This is a genomic window from Pigmentiphaga sp. GD03639 (assembly GCF_029845405.1).
In the GTDB taxonomy this organism is placed as follows: domain Bacteria; phylum Pseudomonadota; class Gammaproteobacteria; order Burkholderiales; family Burkholderiaceae_B; genus Pigmentiphaga; species Pigmentiphaga daeguensis.
This window is the reverse complement of record NZ_JAOCLR010000025.1, coordinates 36373-52099: the sequence shown is the minus strand read 5'-3', so window position 1 is coordinate 52099 and position 15727 is coordinate 36373. Positions and strand designations below refer to the sequence as shown.

The following is a 15727-nucleotide window of genomic DNA, read 5'->3' as shown; positions in this document are numbered from 1 at the left end:
GGCCCCTGCACCCGCGTCACTGCGCGCCCGAGAAGACGACCTTGCCCTGCTTGTCGCCCTCGTACACCCGCACCACCATGCCGTTGCGGTCGAAGCCCGTGCGCTTGCCCCCGGAGAACCCATAGGAAGACCCCACCGCGCCGAGCACGCCCACGTAGCCCTGCGTGGCCTGCATGGCCGCGCGCACCTTTTCCTTGTCGGTGCCGCCGGCGCGCTTGATGGCGTCGGCCACCAGCATCAGCCCGTCGTAGCCGTAGCCATTCAGGTTGTAGGGTTCGACGCCGTTCTCTTTCTTGTAGGCCTCGATGAAGCGGCGCGCTTCCGGCTTGGCCGGGTCGAAGGCGTCGACGAACACCACGCCGTCCAGCAGTCCCTTGGCCACCACCGCGGTCTGCGGTACCGACAGGTTGAAATTGCCCAGCACCGGCATCTTCAGGCCGAGCTGGCGGTATGAACGCAGGATGAGCACGTTCTCGGGCGTGGTGACGCCGGTCAGGAAGATGGCGTCCGGCTTGGCCGCGCGCACCTTCTGCATCTGCGGGTCGGCGGTGGTCGAGCCGCGCGGGACCACTTCCTCGGCCACGATCTGCGCGCCGGATTTCTCCAGTCCGGCCTTGAACGAGCGGTTGGTCAGCTGGCCCAGGTCGGAGTTTTCCCCCACCAGCGCCACGCGCTTGAAGTTGCGGTTGGCGGCGTAGGCCAGCAGGGTGGCGATCTGGGTCGAGCCCAGGGGGCCGGTCTGCCAGAAATAGGGATTGTCGATCTGCGTGGTCAGGGTGTCGCCGCTGTTGGACGGCGTGAGCTGCGGCGTCTTGGTTTCCAGCGTGACGGTCTGCACCTGCTGGGTCGACGGTGTCAGCGACAGCGACAGGATGAAGGTGGCGCCGGCCTCCACCAGCTTGCGCGCGGCCGTGGCCGAGATGTCGGGTCGGGCCTGGTCGTCCTCGATCAGCAGCTCGACCTGGCGGCCCAGTATGCCGCCCTTGGCGTTGAGCTCCTTGGCGGCGAAGACGGCGCCGGCCGTTACCGGTTCGGCATAGGGCTTGGCGGGACCGACCTTGTCGGTGATGATGCCTATCTTGATGGGCTGGGCCATGGCGGGGGCCATGGCCAGGGCGGCGGCGGCCAGGGCCGCGCACAGGGCGAATCCGGCCATGCGGCCGGACCGGGGGGATGCGATTTTCATGGTGTCTCCTCCTGTTGTTCTAGGCGCGCGCCTGGTCCAGCGCGCGCAGGCGCCGGACCCAATGGGCGAAGGCCGTCATCTGGTCGCCCAGCACCTTGCGCGTGGCTTCGTCGGCCAGCCGGCCCTTGGCGTCGAACTTGGTGTGGCAGGAACCGATGAATACCTCGGGCCGCAGCAGCACCTGCGCCTCCAGGCAGCCGAGGATCTTGCGCAGGTCGTACTGGTTGCGCGCCCCTCCCACCGGCCCCTGGGTGGCGGACAGCAGGGCCACCGGCTTGTGGCGGAAGGGCTGGGGATCCAGCCGCGAGAGCCAGTCGATGGCGTTCTTGAGCGCGCCGCTGACCGAGAAGTTGTATTCGGGACTGGCGATGAGCAGTCCGTCCGCGGCGCGCAGGCGATCGGCCAGTTGCCGCACCGGCCCGGGAATGCCTTCGGCCTCCATGTCGCCGTTGTAGATGGGAATGCCGTCGAGTTCGGCCAGTTCCAGCGACAACTCGACCGGCATCAGGTCGTGCGCGGCGAGCAGCGCCATGCGGTTGTAGGAACGGCGCCGCAGGCTGCCGCATATCCCCAGTATCTGGAGGCGGCCGGCCTGATGCGCGCCAGGCGTCGTATGAGCGTCCAAGCGTCTGTCTCCCGTGGCGCCTTCGTGGGCGCCTGTTTTTCGTGATGGCGAAGCCAGTCTATGACCGAGCGATATCAATTCCTAGCAAAATGGTTTATCTTCAATATCAACGGCGTTGATATCACTCTGGCATGGACCTGCTGCGCTTCGACCTGAATCTGCTGCTGTGCTTCGACGCTATCTACCGGCACCAGCGCCTGTCGGCCGCGGCCGACGAACTCAATCTCACCCAGCCGGCGGTCAGCGCCGCGCTCAAGCGCCTGCGCGCCCATTTCGACAATCCGCTGTTCGTGCGCACCTCGCGCGGCAGGCGGCCCACGCCGTTCTCGGACGGCATCGCGCCCAAGATCGCGCAGGTGCTGGAAGTGCTCAAGGGGGTGGACCTTTCGTCGGAATTCACGCCCGCCAGCACCACCATCAATTTCCGCGTCTACATCAACGACGTCGGCATGATCGTCGCGATGCCCCAGGTGCTCGCGCATCTGCGCAAGCACGCGCCCCACGCGCGCCTGACCATCGTGGACCTGCGTCCCGACGAGGTGGTCGACGCCCTGGACAGCGGCAACATCGACCTGGCCATCGGCTACTTCCTGGGCATGCCCAACTGGGCGCGCCAGCAGAACCTGCGCACCACGCGCTACGTCTGCATGGTCGCCGGCCATCATCCCGAGATCCGGGACTCGCTGTCGCTGGAGCAATTCCTGCGTTGCCGCCATGCCATGTACGTGAACAGCGGCTCGCAGTACTACGCCATGGAACAGGCCCTGGCCGAGCGGGGCCTGACGCGCGACGTCATCCTGCACGTGCCGCGCTTCTCGGCCCTGCCCTTCCTCGTGGCGCAGGCCGACCTGATCGCGACCGTGCCCGAGGACCTGGGCACGCTGTTCTCGCGGCTGCTGGACGTGAGGATCTTCACGCCGCCGCTGGAACTGGCCAATTTCCAGATACACCAGTACTGGCACGAGCGCCTGCATGCCGAACCGGCGTACCGCTGGCTGCGGCAGATCGTCTACGACAAGACCTCCGGGCTGACCGTGGCGCGCCGCGCCGATTGAGTGCCGGGGCGACTCAATCGATGCGTGTTTTCGAATTGGACGGTGCCGCCGGCCAGGGCTAGAGTGCGGCGTCGCTCCGGGAACGGCTGTTTCCCGGTCTCATCATTCCGTCCAGGACAGCACGCCATGCGCAAGACCCTTTCTTCTTCCCCCTTCCGCCACGCCGCGTGGGCCATGGCCGCGGCCGCCGCGGCCGGTCCGGCCAGCGCGCAGACCTATCCCGACAAGCCGGTCCGCATGGTCGTCGCATTCGCCCCGGCGGGCGGAACGGACATCGTCGCCCGGCTGGTGGCTCCCCGCATGGCCGAATTGCTGGGCCAATCGGTCGTGGTCGAGAACCGGGCCGGCGCAGGCGGCGTGATCGGCACCGAGAACGTGGCGAAGGCCGCGCCCGATGGCTACACCACCCTGATGGCGACGATGGGCAACCTGGCGGTCAATCCGTACCTGTATTCGATGCGCGTCGACGTCCAGCGCGACCTGAAGCCGGTCAGCAAGGTGGTGGAAGTGCAGTTCGCGCTGTTGGTGCATCCGTCGGTGCCGGCCAAGACTCTGCGCGAATTCATCGACCTGGCCAAGGCGCGCCCCGGCCATCTGACCTATTCGTCGTCGGGCATAGGCGGCGGACCGCACCTGGCCGGCGAGTTGTTCGACAGCCTGGCTGGTACCAAGCTGACGCACGTGCCCTACAAGGGTAGCGGGCAGAGCCTGTCGGACCTGATAGGCGGGCAGGTGTCGGCGTCGTTCGACAGCCTGCTCCAGGCGCTGCCCTACGTGCGGGACGGACGGCTGCGCGCGCTGGCGATACTGGGCAGCGAACGCTCGCCGCTGCTGCCGGACGTGCCCACCGTGGCCGAAGCCGGCGTGCCGGGCTATGAGTTCACCAACTGGTACGGGCTGGTCGCGCCGGCAGGCACGCCGCAGCCGGTGGTCGAAAAGTTGAACGGTGCCGTGCGCCAGGTGCTGGGGCAACCCGATATCCGGCGCAAGCTCGAGGACATGGGCGCGCGCGTGGTGGGCGATTCGCCGGAGGCGTTCGGCAAATTCATCGCCAACGAGAACACCAAGTGGGAGAAGGTGATCCGCGCCGCCAAGATCACGGCCCAATAGGCCGGACGCGTGCTACGGTTCGCGCGGCACGCCGCCCTGCATTGCGGCCAGGTCGACGAATTTCTCGGCCGCCGGGTTGCGCATGTCCTGCCTGCGGACCGCGTACAGCGTGGTGATGTTTTCCTGCGTGTCCGCCAGTGGCCGGTAGTGCAAGGCGCCGCTCCAGGTAGCCTGGGCCGAGGCCGGCACCAGCGCCGCGCCCATGCCCGCCTCGACCAGCGCCAGCATGGTCGGCAGGATGCTCGCCTGGACCACGTGCGGCACGACTTGCGCCGCATGGAAGAGCCGTTGGCACAGTTCATACGAGTACGGTGCCTGATCGGGAGAAAATCCAATCAGGTGCAGCCCGTCCAGGTTGCTGACCGGCACTTGTTCGAGATGCGCCAGGGCATGATCGGCGGGCAGTGCCAGCACCAGCCGCTCCCGCGCGATGACGCTGTGCGCCAGGCGCGGGTCGGCGAGGGACTTTTCCGGCGGCCGCAGCAGCGCGACGTCCAGCTTGTCGGCGTGCAGCGCATCGAGCATGGGCTCGGGCCGCATTTCCTCCAGCCGCAATTCGACCTCGGGGTACTGGCGGCGGAAGGCCGAGACCAGGCGCGGCAGCGTGCGGTAGATGGAGCTGGCGGTGAAGCCGACGGCGACGCTGCCGGCCGATCCGCTGGCGGCGCGCCGGGCCGCGTCCGCCGCCGCTTCGGCGTCCTGCAGGATCTTTTTCGCGCGGTCATGCAGGATGCGGCCGGCGGGCGTCAGGCTGACCGAGCGCGTCGTGCGATGGAAAAGCTCGGCTCCGATCAGCTGCTCCAACTGGCGGATCTGCTGGCTGAGCGGCGGCTGGGTCATGTGGAGCCGCTCGGCGGCCCGGCCGAAATGCAGCTCTTCCGCGACGACCGAGAACGTGTGGAGCAGGCGCATGGAAAGCAGTGGCACTTTTTTCCCGATGTATGGAGCGGCCCCGAAGGCCGTTCGTTCTATTGACATGGTTGACCCGGCATGAAGACCCCAGCCCCCAATTTTCTTAGCGCGCTGTCCGCCCTGCGGGCAATCGAGGAAGGCAGTCTCACCAGCGAGGCCCTGGTGCGGGCCTGCCTGGACCGCATCGACGAGCGGGAGGCCACGGTGCGCGCGTTCGCGCACATCGACCGGGAGCGGGCGATCGCCCACGCCCGGCAGGCCGATCGTGGCGCCGCGGCCGGGCCCCTGCGCGGCTTGCCGTTCGCCGCCAAAGATATCCTGGATTCCGCCGATCTACCAACCGCCTACGGTTCGCCCATCTATGCCGGCCATCGTCCGGCGGCCGATGCCGCCTGCATCGCGGCGGCCCGCCAGGCGGGCGGCATCCTGCTCGGCAAGACCGAGACCTGCGAGTTCGCCACGCTGACACCGTGCGCCACGCGCCATCCGCTGGATCCGTCGCGCACCCCGGGCGGCTCGTCCAGCGGTTCGGCCGCCGCCGTGGCAGACGGCATGGTGCCGCTGGCATTCGGGACCCAGACCAGCGCGTCGATCATCCGCCCCGCGGCCTACTGCGGCGTCGTCGGCTACAAGCCGTCCTACGGCTTGATCAACACGTCCGGCCTCAAGCACGCGAGCCCCAGCCTGGACACGATAGGCGTGTTGGCGAGGACGGTGGCCGATGCGCGACATGCCGTATTCGGCCCCGCGCCTGCGCGCGAGCCCGGGCTGCCCCGGGTCGCAATATGCGCATCGAGCCTGTGGGCGGCCGCCCGGCCCGAAACCGTCGAGGCGCTGCTGGCTTTCGCCCGTCGGCTCGAGCGTGGGGGCGCCCGGCTGCGGACCGTGCATCTGCCGCCGGGACTGGAAGCCGCCGTCGCGCTCCAGGCACGGTTGTCGGCGTTCGAGTTGCGGCATTCGCTGGCGCACGAACGCCGGTGGCACCACGATCGGCTCAGCCCGCGCCTGCAACAGCGGGTCGAGGCCGAGGCGGACCTGTCCATGGCCGGGTATGCCGGACTGCGGGAGTCGATGCGCGCCGCGCAGCAGGAGGCCGCCAGCCTGTTCGACGACGCCGACGTCCTGCTGTATCCGGCGGCCGACGGCGAAGCCGAGGTCGGCACGGAGACCGGCTCGCCGCGCTACGGCGGGCTGTGGACCTTCCTTCACCTGCCCGCCTTGTCCCTACCGATGGGGCGTGGGCCGGCGGGTCTGCCGCTGGGGGCGCAACTGATAGGCGCGCCTGGCCGCGATCTCGAGCTGCTGGCCGCGGCGGCGTTCGCCGAAGGATGCGCCGCCGCGGATTGAGCGGACCGCACGCCTTGCGGGCTGGTGCGGTCCGGGCGAGCGGGGTATCGTAGGGCGTTGTTCGATTCAAAGCCACCATGAGCGCCCTGCCCAAGCCCCCGCCCGCCGGCTTCGACCGGCCCGCCGCCGCGCTGCCCGTCGTCATTCATGCCGCCGACGGCTATCCGTTGGGCGGCTTTGTCTGGCGCGGGATCGACGTGGGCGCGGTGACGAGGCCGGTGGTGATCATCAACGCGGCCACCTCGGTCAAGTGCCGCTATTACTTCCGCTTCGCCCAGTACCTGCATGACAACGGCATGGACGTCGTCGCCTATGACTACCGCGGCATAGGCGAGTCGCGTCCGGACCGCCTGCGCGGTTTCCAGGCAAGCTGGACCGACTGGGGCGCGAAGGACTGCGAGGCCGTGCTGGGCTATGCCGCGGCCATGTGGCCGGGCCGCGATATCCATCTCGTGGGGCACAGCTTCGGCGGCTGGGCTCCCGCGCTGGCCGCGTCCTGTTCGCGGATCGGCAGGATGGTTACCGTGGGCGCCCAGTTCGCGTACTGGCGGGACTATGATGCCTCGGTACGCTGGCGCATGGTGGCCAAGTGGCATCTGGCCATGCCGCTGCTGGCCCGGGCATGTGGCTATTTCCCCGGCCGCAGGCTGGGCTGGCTGGAAGATACGCCCACAGGTGTCGCGCTGGACTGGAGCACGCCTACGCCACGCTACGAAGACCGGCCCAGCGCCCGCCGGGCCTTCGGCGGCGCCGCGCTGCCTGCCGCCTCCGCGCGGGCCGGCATCCTGGCGATCAGCCTGACCGACGATCCCTTCGGCACGGTGGCGGCCATCGAGCGCACCCTGGATTACTTCACGCGCAGCGAACGCACGCACCTGCGCATCGCGCCCGAGGACGTGGGCAGCAAGGCGATCGGGCATTTCGCGTTCTTCCACAGCGACTACCAGGACCTGTTGTGGCCGCTGGCCCTGGAGTGGCTGCGCGCCGGCGGCGATCACGCAGCACGGCCTCTGCCCGTCGGTGTCTACAGGCCGCCGGCCACCTTGAGGATCTCGCCGGAGACGTAGCCGGCCTTTTCAGACAGCAGCCAGACGACCGCCTCGGCGATTTCCTCCGGCCGCGCCACCCTTCCCATGGGCACCCGGGCGGCGATGCGCGAAGGCCGGTCCGGTTCGCCCGCGGCCGCATGGATGTCCGTCAGCGTGGTACCCGGGGACACGGCGTTGACCCGTATGCCCAGGCCTGCCGTCTCGCGCGCGAGCCCGGCCGTGAAGCCCTCCACCGCCGCCTTCGACGCGGCATAGTGGACGTATTCGTGAGGCGCGCCCAGCGTGGCCGCGACGGAGGAAATGTTGACGATGCTTCCGCCCATGCTCCTGCCCGCCCAGTACCGCACGGCCTGTCGGCTGAACAGCATGGTGCCAAGGACGTTGACGTCGAGTACGCGCCGCAACACCGACGTCTCGACGGCGGAAAACGCTCCGATGGGGCCGGTCGTGCCGGCGTTGTTCACGAGAGCGGTCACCGGATGGGGCAGCGCGGCCGCCGCGTCGAAGGCCAGTCCGGGCGCCGCCTCGTCCCCGACATCGGCCTGGACGCAGCACGCCTGCCGCCCCATGGCCCGGATGTCCTGGACCAGAGCGCGGGCCGCGTCGGCCTGTTCGCGGTAGGTCAAGCAGACGTCGTAGCCCGAGGCCGCGGCGAGCCGCACGATGGCCGCGCCGATGCCTCGGCTGCCGCCGGTGACGATGAGGGTGCCGGGATGAGTCATGATGGGGAATCCTGGTGGCGGTGACGAAGGAGGAGGGCTGCCGCGAGCTGCGCCGCGGCCATGGCCAGCGCCGCGGCCAGCAGCCCGGCGTGGCCGACATGCCCGATGACGAGGGCGAAGCATACCGGCGCGGCGGCGCTCAGCATGAACGCGGGGCGCAGCACGCCCCCCACGATACGTCCATAATTGCGCGCGTCGAACAGGGCGAGCGGAATGGCGCCGCGCATGATGGTGGCCATGCCGTTGCCGGCGCCATACAGCAGCGTGAAGGCCAGTGCGCCCGGCAGCGTCGCGCCCGCCGCCAGGGCGGCGGCGAAGCACAGGCACAACAACAGGCATGGCAGCAGGTTGACCGTCAGCGTCCGGGCGCGGCGTCCCGTCGCGGCGATGCCCACCCGGCCCGCGACCTGGCCGATGCCGAACAGCGCGGACAGCGAGACCGCCATGCCGGGCGTCCAGCCCAGCCCGCGCAGGATGCCGGGCAGGTGCGCCGACATGCCGGTCTGGATGAACAGGGCCAGGGTGGCGATGCAGCCGTACAACAGCACGTCCGCGCGGACCGCCGGCCGATCCGGTGCGTCCCGGCCCGGTGCGGTGCCGGCGGTATCCGGCCCGTGGCCGCGCGGCAGGGCCAGGTACAACAGCGACGAGGCCAGCAGCAGCAAGGCGTAGACGGCCAGCGCGCTGCGCCAGCCCCATTCCTGTCCCAGCCACTGGCCCAATGGCCAGAAGATGGTGGAAGACAGTCCGCCGAACAGCGTGACCTGGGACATGGCCTGGCGCGACGCCGGGCCGCCCAGGTGGGCGAGCGCGGCAAAGGCGGCGTCGTACAGGGCGAGCCGCATGCCGAGCCCCAGCAGCACCCAGCCCATGTAGTAGACGGCGCCATGGTGGGCGGCGGCCAGCGTGACGCAGCCGGCGGCGCCTAGCGCGCAGCCGGCCATCATCGGGGCGCGGCCGCCATGTCTGTCGATCCTGCGGCCTACCCAGACCGAGGACAGGCCCATGACGGCCAGCGCGCACGAGAAGCCGCCGTGGACGAAACCGGCGCTCCAGCCCAGTTCCGCCTGTATCGCCGGCCCGAACACGGACACCAGGTAATGCATGGTTCCCCAGGAAACGATCTGTGCGCATCCCAGGCACACGACCAGGGTGGCCGTGATGCCGCCGGTGGCGGACGGGCGAAGGGGCCTGGCGGCGGGATCGGACATCGTGGCGGAGGAAATGAGGCAGGTCGTTGCCGAACTCTAGCGTCAGGCGTTACATAAATGAATCGACATCCCTTTATGCAATGCATAAACGATTTTTATGAAATCGCTGAATCCCGCCTATCTGCTGACTTTCAGCAGCGCGATGGAACTGGGCAGCTTCACCGCCGCCGCCGAACGGGCGGGCATGACCCAACCCGCCGTCAGCCACCAGATCCGCGAACTGGAACGACGCCTGCAATTGCGACTGGTCGAGCGGGTGGGACGCCGGGTGGCGCCGACGCAGGCCGGCGCACTGCTGCTGGAGCATGCGGCGCGCATCAAGCTGGCGCTGGACGATGCCGAGGCGGCCATGCAGCGCCATGCCAGCACGCCGGGCGGGCTGGTGCGCGTGGGTACCGGCGCCACGGCGTGCATCCATCTGCTTCCGCCAGTGCTGCGCCAGCTCAAGCGCAGGATGCCGGCCATCGATATCGTGGTCAGTACCGGGAACACGCCCGAGATCCTGAGGCGGGTGGAGGACAATGCGCTGGATGCCGCGCTGGTGACCTTGCCCGCCACCGGACGCAGCCTGGACATCACGCCGGTCGTCCAGGACGCCTTCGTTGCCATCGCCCCGAAGGGCGAGGCGCCGGTACGGCGAATCTCGCCCCAGGCGCTGGCGCGTCGGCCGCTGGTGCTGTTCGAGACGGGCGCCAACACCCGGCGGCTGATCGATGAGTGGTTCGCGCGCGCGGGCTGCCGCGTGAAGCCGGTCATGGAACTGGGCAGCGTCGAGGCGATCAAGGAAATGGTCGCCGCCGGCCTGGGATGGTCCATCCTGCCCGGGCTTGCGGTGGCGCCGCCCGGCCGACGCGGCGGACTGGACGTGATCCGCCTCGCGCCCGGCCTGGAACGCACGCTGGCCTGGGTGATGCGGCGCGACAAGCCGCTCAACCGCGCCCTGGGCTTGGTCAGCGAAGCGGTCCTGGGATTGCGCGGCCGCAAGGAGGCCCGATGGCTACAATGACAGGCATCGCCGGTTCCCGGATCCGGAACACCCCAGCCGCATGTCCGACCACAAGCGAATCAACCTCCAGCTGCTGACCTATCTCGACGCCCTGATGCGCGAGCGGCACGTGACGCGCGCGGCCGAGCGGGTGGGCATCGGCCAGTCGGCCATGTCGAGCGCGCTGGCCCGGCTGCGCGAGATCTTCCACGACCCGCTGCTGGTCAAGACCTCGTCGGGCATGGAGCCCACCGCGCGAGGCATGGAGCTCGCGCGCAAGGTGCACGAGGCGCTGGAGCTGATCGATGCGGCCACGCGCGGCACCGACGAGTTCGTGCCCGCGGTGGCCGAGGGGCATTTCCGCATCCTGGCGTCCGAGGGCGTGGCGCGCCAGTTCCTGCCGGGCCTGATGGCCCGCGCCCGGCGCGAGGCGCCGCGGCTGCGCTTCACCTCGCGGCCGGTGGACATCCGCCGTACCCACGAGTACCTGCGCGACGCCGAAGGCGATCTCGTCATCGGCTATGTCCGCCAGGTGCCGCAGGACCTGCACCAGACCGTACTGTATCCGCAGAGCATCGTCTGCATCGCCGCGGCCGGCCACGCCGGCATCCGGGGCTCGCTCACGCTCGAGCAGTTCCTGGCCTATCCGCACGTGGTGTGGGGGACGGGGCCGGTGCCCTATCCGACCATCGAGGTCATGGTGGACGACATCCTGGAGCGGCGCGGCCTGGCCCGCGACGTGGGACTGCGGGTGCCCAACGTGCTGCTGTCGGCCGATGTCGTGGCGGTGACCGACATGCTGGCCATCGTGCCCCAGCGCATCGCCTGCGACGCGGCGCGCACCCTGCCGCTGCAGATACTGCCCCTGCCCTTCGACACCGATCGCGCCGACCTGAGCATGCTGTGGCACGAGCGCGTGCACCGCGAGCCCGCGCATATCTGGCTGCGAGGCGTGATGCGCGACGTGGCCGCGCAGCTGCGGCAGGACGCGGCGATCGACGGTCCTCAATAGCGGTATCGGCGGCGCGCGATTGTGCCGCGCGGGGCCGGCTTGCTGTAATCGCCGGCATGCAAGATCACCTGATTTCTCCTGTGGACCGTCCGTGGCGGGAAGAGCGGCTGCGGCTTGCCGTCCAGGGCCGCGCCGTGCCGGGCATCGCCTGGCTGCCCGAGACCTCCTGTGCCGGGCTGGTCCTGGCCTGTCATGGCGGCAGTGGCCATAAGGAATCGGCGGCCGTGCTCGCCATTCGCGACCGCCTGTTGCCCGAGGGCTATGCGGTCGCCGCCATCGACGGCCCGGTGCATGGCGAGCGCCGCGCCGACGGCTCGCGCGATCCGGGCAAGGCGAAGGCCGATTTCCGCGCCGCGTGGCGCGAGGGTTTCGCGCGCGACGGCATGACGGCCGACTGGCGCGCCTTCCTGGATGCCCTGCTGGCGTGGCCGGCGCTGGCGGGCCGGCCCGTGGGCTACATCGGCGTTTCCATGGGCACGGCCTACGGATTGCCCTACCTGGCCGCGGACGGACGGGTGCGCGCTGCCGTGCTGGGGTTGTGGGGCGCTTCGTATCCCGCCAGCGAGCACCTGGCACCCGCCGCGCGGCGACTGCGCATCCCGGTCTGGTTCACCCAGCAGTGGGACGACGAGGTCTTCGACCGCGCGGGCGTGGCCGAATTGTTCGACGCGCTGGGCAGCCAGGACAAGCGGCTGGTGGCCTACCCGGGCCCCCACCTGGAACTTTCCGGAGAGAGGCTGGACGATGCCGCCGCCTTTCTCGTCTCGCGGCTGCGCGCCGCCTGTTAGCCGGCCGTGGCCGGCCCTATTCCCTTTCGATGGAGCCTGGATGAAAACCCTGGATGTCTCGTACGAAGCCATGGGCGCCCGCACGGCGCGGTTCGACGACTATGCCGGCGCGGAGCGCGAAGGCGCGCGTGCCGACGCCGTGCGGGCGCTGTGGGGCGGGCAACTGGTGGCCTTGATGGGGGCCCGCAACACGCACGGCCGCTTCGCCGAGCCCCGCGTGCCCAGCCCCGCCCGAGCCTGCACAGGCTATGCGGCGTGGGAGGCGGGCCGCGGCTCGCTGCCCTATCGCAACCCCGACGCCATGGAGAACATCCTGTGCCTGGCGGGCACGCTGCGCGTGCGCTTCGGACCCGACCTGACGCACGAGATCCGCCTGGGACGCTTCGACATGCTGTCGATACCCGCCGACGTGCTGCACGAGGTTTCCTGCCATGGCGCGGACGGCGCCAAAGCGCTGCTGCTGCTCAACGGCGAACCCGATTGCGCCTATCCCGCGGTATTCCCCGGGCCGTTGCCCACGGCGGTCGATGCGCGGGAACTGGCCGCGCTGAATGCGCGCGTCGAGCCGGGGCGGGGACGAGAGGTCGATCCGGACATGATGGCGCAGCGCGTGACGCGCTTCGCCACGCTGGTGCCGTACAAGCGCGCCCTGAACGCGCGCAGCGCCATCCCCGCCGAGGCCACCGAATGGCTGACCGCCAGTTCGGTGTTCCCGCTGCTGGTGCCGGAGGGACACGTCGGCCGCTCGCAGGATGCGCCGCTCAAGGGCGGCCCCGGCCTGTACGTGGCGATCGCCGAATGCGTACCGGACGACGGGCCGTTGCCGCATGCGCATTTCGACACGCAGGAATCGTTCTTCGTGCTGGACGGCGAATGGGACATCACCTGGGGCTTCGAGGACGAGTATCGCCTGCCGGTGCGCGCTTTCGACCTGGTCGGCGTGCCCACCGGCGCGATGCGGTCCTTTCGCAACACGGGCAAGGAGACCGCGCGGCTGTTCGTCATCATCCAGGGGCAGGAGCGGATGAGCGATACCGTCGTCTATTCCCCCGAGGTGGGGAAAGAGGTGAGCCGGCGCTTCGGCCCCGAGGTGGTCGAGGCCTTCCGCAAGGTCAACATCACGTTCGACGCCGAACGCGCCTGAACCATGATCCGCCAGCCTCCGCAGAGAGGCCGCGCGGCAAAGGAGGAGTGGAGATGAAGCAAGGACTTGTCGTGCCGGGACGCAGGCGGCACCTGGCCACGTTGTTCGCGGCGGGCCTGGCGCTGGCCGCCGGGCGGGCGGATGCCCAGCCGTATCCGGCCAAGCCCATCAAGCTGATCGTGCCCTATGCACCGGGCGGCGTGACCGACGTTTCCGCGCGGCTGGTCGCGCAGAAGCTGGGCGAGCTGCTCGGCCAGACGGTGTACGTGGAGAACAAGGGCGGCGGCGGCACGCGCATCGGGGCGTCGGAAGCGGCGCGCGCCGCGCCCGACGGCTATACCCTGCTGTACGCCAATTCCATCACGCATGGCACCCTGCCGGCCACGGCCGTCTCGCTGCCGTTCGATCCGGTCAAGGACTTCACGCCCATCGCCAAGCTGTTCTGGTATGCCAGCACCATCGTCTGCCACCCTTCGGTGCCGGCCAATACCGTGGCCGAGCTCGTGGCCTACGCCAAGGGCCATCCGGGCAAGCTGAGCTATGCCAGCGCCGGTCCGGGCACGGGCAATCATTTCTCCAGCGAGCTGTTCAACGTGATGGCCGGCGTGAAGATCGTGCACGTGCCCTATCGCGGCAGCGGCCCGGCGCTGCAGGACGTGATCGCCGGGCAGGTCAGCTGTACCCACGACGGCGCGGCCAAGCCCTACGTCGATGCGGGCAAGGTCAAGGCCATCGCCACCACCGGGATCGCGCGCGATCCGCGCCTGCCCGGCGTCCCCACGGTGGACGAGGCGGGCCTGAAGGGTTACGACATGACCTGGTGGCAAGGTTTGATGGCGCCGGCCGGCACGCCGCCCGCCGTGGTGGAGCGGCTGGCGCGCGCCACGCAGGCCCTGGCCAGGGACGAGGCCTTCCGCGCCAAGGCCTACGACATCGGGCTGAACGTGCAGTATGAACCGGCCGATGTCCTGGCCAGGCAGGTCGTGCAGGACATCGCGAAGTTCCGCCGGATCGCGGCCGAGGCCAATATCGTGCTGGATTGAAGGACGGCTATGGCGCGGGCCGCAGCGCCACGGCCTCGACCTCCACCAGCACGCCATAGTGCAGCGCCGGCACGGGCACGACCGCCCGCGCCGGCCGCGCATCGCCCAGCATCCGGCGATAGGCCTGGTCGAAGGCCGGCCAATGTTCCACCCCGGCCAGGTAGACGGTGACCTTCATCACGTCGCGCCAGCCGCAGCCCGCCGCGGCCAGCGCGGCTTCGACGTTGCACAGGGCCAGGGCGGCCTGCTCGTCCAGCGGCAGGTCGGCGCGCGGTTCGCCCGAGGCGTCCAGCGGCAGTTGTCCCGATACGAAGGCCAGGCCACCGCCCGTGGCCACGTGCGAGTAATGGCCGCGCGGCGCGGCAAGACCCGCCACGGCCGGTGACGCGACCTCGCCCATCACCATCCTCCGAAGCGCGGCCAGCGGGCCTCGACGCGGGTGTCTCCCGCCACCACGGCGTAGGCGCCGTGCTGGGCGGCGGTGGCGCAGGCGTGGTTGGGCAGGATGCGCAGCAGGGTGCCCACCGGCAGCATGGGCGTGGCGGCGGGGTCGGCGCGGTGGCGGACGATGCCGTGTTCCTGGTTCGCATCGATCATGATCAGGTCCTGCAGCGGCTTGCCATCCAGGTCGCACACCAGGCCATAGCCCTGGTCCACCGGTTGCCGGGCCGTGCCGCGGTCGCGCGACATGGCCATCCAGCCCGCGTCGGTGATCAGCCAGCCCTTTTCCTCTTGATGGCCGATCACGGTGCACAGCACGGACAGGGCGATGTCGTCGGTCCGGCAGACGCCCAGGCCGTTCATGACCAGGTCGAAGAACACGAACACGCCGGCCCGCACTTCGGTGATGCCGTCCAGCGAGCGCGCGAAATGCGCGGTGGGGGTGCTGCCCACGCTGACCACCGGCGCCGCGTGGCCGGCCTCGCGCAGGCGCTGCGCGGCCCGGACCGCCCCCGCGCGCTCCTGCTCGGCCATGGCGACGATGGCCTCGGTGGAGCGGCAGTTGTAGGAATCGCCGGCATGGGCCAGCACGCCCGCGACCCAGGCGCCCTCGCCTTCGCGCGCGGACAGGCGGGCGGCGATCTCCAGCAGCGCCGGGTCCTCGGGTTTGACGCCGGACCGGTGTCCGTCGGTATCGATCTCGACCAGCACGGGTAGTTCCAGCCCGTGGTCGCGCGCGTAGGCGCTGGTGGCCACCGCCGCCTCGGCGTTGTCCAGGATGAGCGTCAGCCTGGCTCCCCGCCGCGCCAGGCGCTCCACGTGGGGCAGCTTGGAAGGGGCTATGCCGACGGCATAGAGGATGTCGGTCCAGCCGTGGTCCAGGAAGTATTCGGCTTCCTTCAGCGTGGAGACGGTGATGGGTGTGCCGGGCGGACCCAGGCGCCGAGCGACGTCGGCGGACTTGTTGGTCTTGACGTGCGGCCGCAGCGCGACGCCGAAGGGAGCCAGCCGCTCGCGCAGCCGCGCGATGTTGCGGTCCATCCTGTTCCGGTCCAGCACCAGGACCGGGGTTTCGAGTTCGTTCAGTTGCATGATGT

16 protein-coding genes are annotated in these 15727 nt (G+C 69.9%); 9 read left to right on the top strand and 7 right to left on the bottom strand.

Annotation, left to right across the window (positions count from 1 at the left end):
• Window positions 1-16: 16 nt before the first annotated feature.
• The gene (locus N5K27_RS21940; protein ID WP_087838944.1) at window positions 17-1186 is read right to left on the bottom strand and encodes an ABC transporter substrate-binding protein; all 1170 of its coding nucleotides are present in this window, start codon (window positions 1184-1186) and stop codon (window positions 17-19) included.
• A gap of 19 nt (window positions 1187-1205) precedes the next feature.
• Entirely contained in the window at window positions 1206-1811 is a 606-nt protein-coding gene (locus N5K27_RS21935; RefSeq protein ID WP_087838943.1) for an NAD(P)H-dependent oxidoreductase, read from the bottom strand.
• Window positions 1812-1942: 131 nt separating this feature from the next.
• On the opposite strand from N5K27_RS21935, the gene N5K27_RS21930 reads away from it, so the two are divergent.
• Both N5K27_RS21930 and N5K27_RS21925 read left to right on the top strand, forming a co-directional pair.
• A complete protein-coding gene (locus N5K27_RS21930) occupies window positions 1943-2866 on the top strand; it encodes a LysR family transcriptional regulator (RefSeq protein WP_279818797.1) in 924 nt (307 codons plus the stop codon).
• A gap of 126 nt (window positions 2867-2992) precedes the next feature.
• Window positions 2993-3976 (top strand): tripartite tricarboxylate transporter substrate binding protein, encoded by a 984-nt coding sequence (locus N5K27_RS21925; RefSeq protein WP_279818794.1) that lies wholly within the window; start codon window positions 2993-2995, stop codon window positions 3974-3976.
• Window positions 3977-3988: 12 nt separating this feature from the next.
• Here the strand turns inward: N5K27_RS21925 and N5K27_RS21920 are convergent, their stop codons facing one another.
• Window positions 3989-4903, bottom strand: a complete 915-nt coding sequence (locus tag N5K27_RS21920) for a LysR family transcriptional regulator (RefSeq protein WP_176400732.1) — start codon at window positions 4901-4903, stop codon at window positions 3989-3991.
• A gap of 63 nt (window positions 4904-4966) precedes the next feature.
• On the opposite strand from N5K27_RS21920, the gene N5K27_RS21915 reads away from it, so the two are divergent.
• Together N5K27_RS21915 and N5K27_RS21910 are read left to right on the top strand one after the other, a co-directional pair.
• Window positions 4967-6235 (top strand): amidase, encoded by a 1269-nt coding sequence (locus N5K27_RS21915; protein WP_279818791.1) that lies wholly within the window; start codon window positions 4967-4969, stop codon window positions 6233-6235.
• Between the two features lie 77 nt (window positions 6236-6312).
• Window positions 6313-7302, top strand: coding sequence for an alpha/beta fold hydrolase (locus N5K27_RS21910; protein ID WP_279818787.1), 990 nt, complete (start codon window positions 6313-6315; stop codon window positions 7300-7302).
• Here N5K27_RS21910 and N5K27_RS21905 read toward each other — a convergent pair.
• Together N5K27_RS21905 and N5K27_RS21900 are read right to left on the bottom strand one after the other, a co-directional pair.
• Entirely contained in the window at window positions 7260-8006 is a 747-nt protein-coding gene (locus N5K27_RS21905; RefSeq protein WP_279818785.1) for an SDR family oxidoreductase, read from the bottom strand. The two genes, N5K27_RS21910 and N5K27_RS21905, sit on opposite strands and share 43 nt — an antisense overlap.
• Window positions 8003-9217, bottom strand: a complete 1215-nt coding sequence (locus N5K27_RS21900) for an MFS transporter (RefSeq protein ID WP_279818784.1) — start codon at window positions 9215-9217, stop codon at window positions 8003-8005. Before N5K27_RS21900 ends, N5K27_RS21905 begins: the two co-directional genes overlap by 4 nt.
• Before the next feature lie 97 nt (window positions 9218-9314).
• Here N5K27_RS21900 and N5K27_RS21895 point away from each other — a divergent pair, with 97 nt between their 5' ends.
• From N5K27_RS21895 to N5K27_RS21875, 5 genes are read left to right on the top strand one after another with little or no spacing between them, the layout of a single operon-like run.
• Entirely contained in the window at window positions 9315-10223 is a 909-nt protein-coding gene (locus N5K27_RS21895) for a LysR family transcriptional regulator (protein WP_279818780.1), read from the top strand.
• A gap of 40 nt (window positions 10224-10263) precedes the next feature.
• Window positions 10264-11214, top strand: a complete 951-nt coding sequence (locus N5K27_RS21890; protein ID WP_132979685.1) for a LysR family transcriptional regulator — start codon at window positions 10264-10266, stop codon at window positions 11212-11214.
• 56 nt (window positions 11215-11270) lie between these two features.
• On the top strand, window positions 11271-12002 hold the full coding sequence (locus tag N5K27_RS21885; RefSeq protein WP_279818777.1) for a hypothetical protein: 732 nt from the start codon (window positions 11271-11273) through the stop codon (window positions 12000-12002).
• A 40-nt stretch (window positions 12003-12042) separates the two neighbouring features.
• Window positions 12043-13146, top strand: a complete 1104-nt coding sequence (locus N5K27_RS21880; protein ID WP_165963134.1) for a cupin domain-containing protein — start codon at window positions 12043-12045, stop codon at window positions 13144-13146.
• A gap of 53 nt (window positions 13147-13199) precedes the next feature.
• Window positions 13200-14189 (top strand): tripartite tricarboxylate transporter substrate binding protein, encoded by a 990-nt coding sequence (locus N5K27_RS21875; protein WP_279818775.1) that lies wholly within the window; start codon window positions 13200-13202, stop codon window positions 14187-14189.
• A 7-nt stretch (window positions 14190-14196) separates the two neighbouring features.
• On the opposite strand, the gene N5K27_RS21870 is transcribed toward N5K27_RS21875, so the two are convergent.
• Window positions 14197-14589: a RidA family protein gene (locus N5K27_RS21870; protein WP_087838930.1), complete on the bottom strand. Its 393-nt coding sequence runs from the start codon at window positions 14587-14589 to the stop codon at window positions 14197-14199.
• On the bottom strand, window positions 14589-15722 hold the full coding sequence (locus tag N5K27_RS21865; protein WP_087838929.1) for a DSD1 family PLP-dependent enzyme: 1134 nt from the start codon (window positions 15720-15722) through the stop codon (window positions 14589-14591). The genes N5K27_RS21870 and N5K27_RS21865 overlap by 1 nt, the downstream gene beginning before the upstream one ends.
• Window positions 15723-15727: the final 5 nt, after the last annotated feature.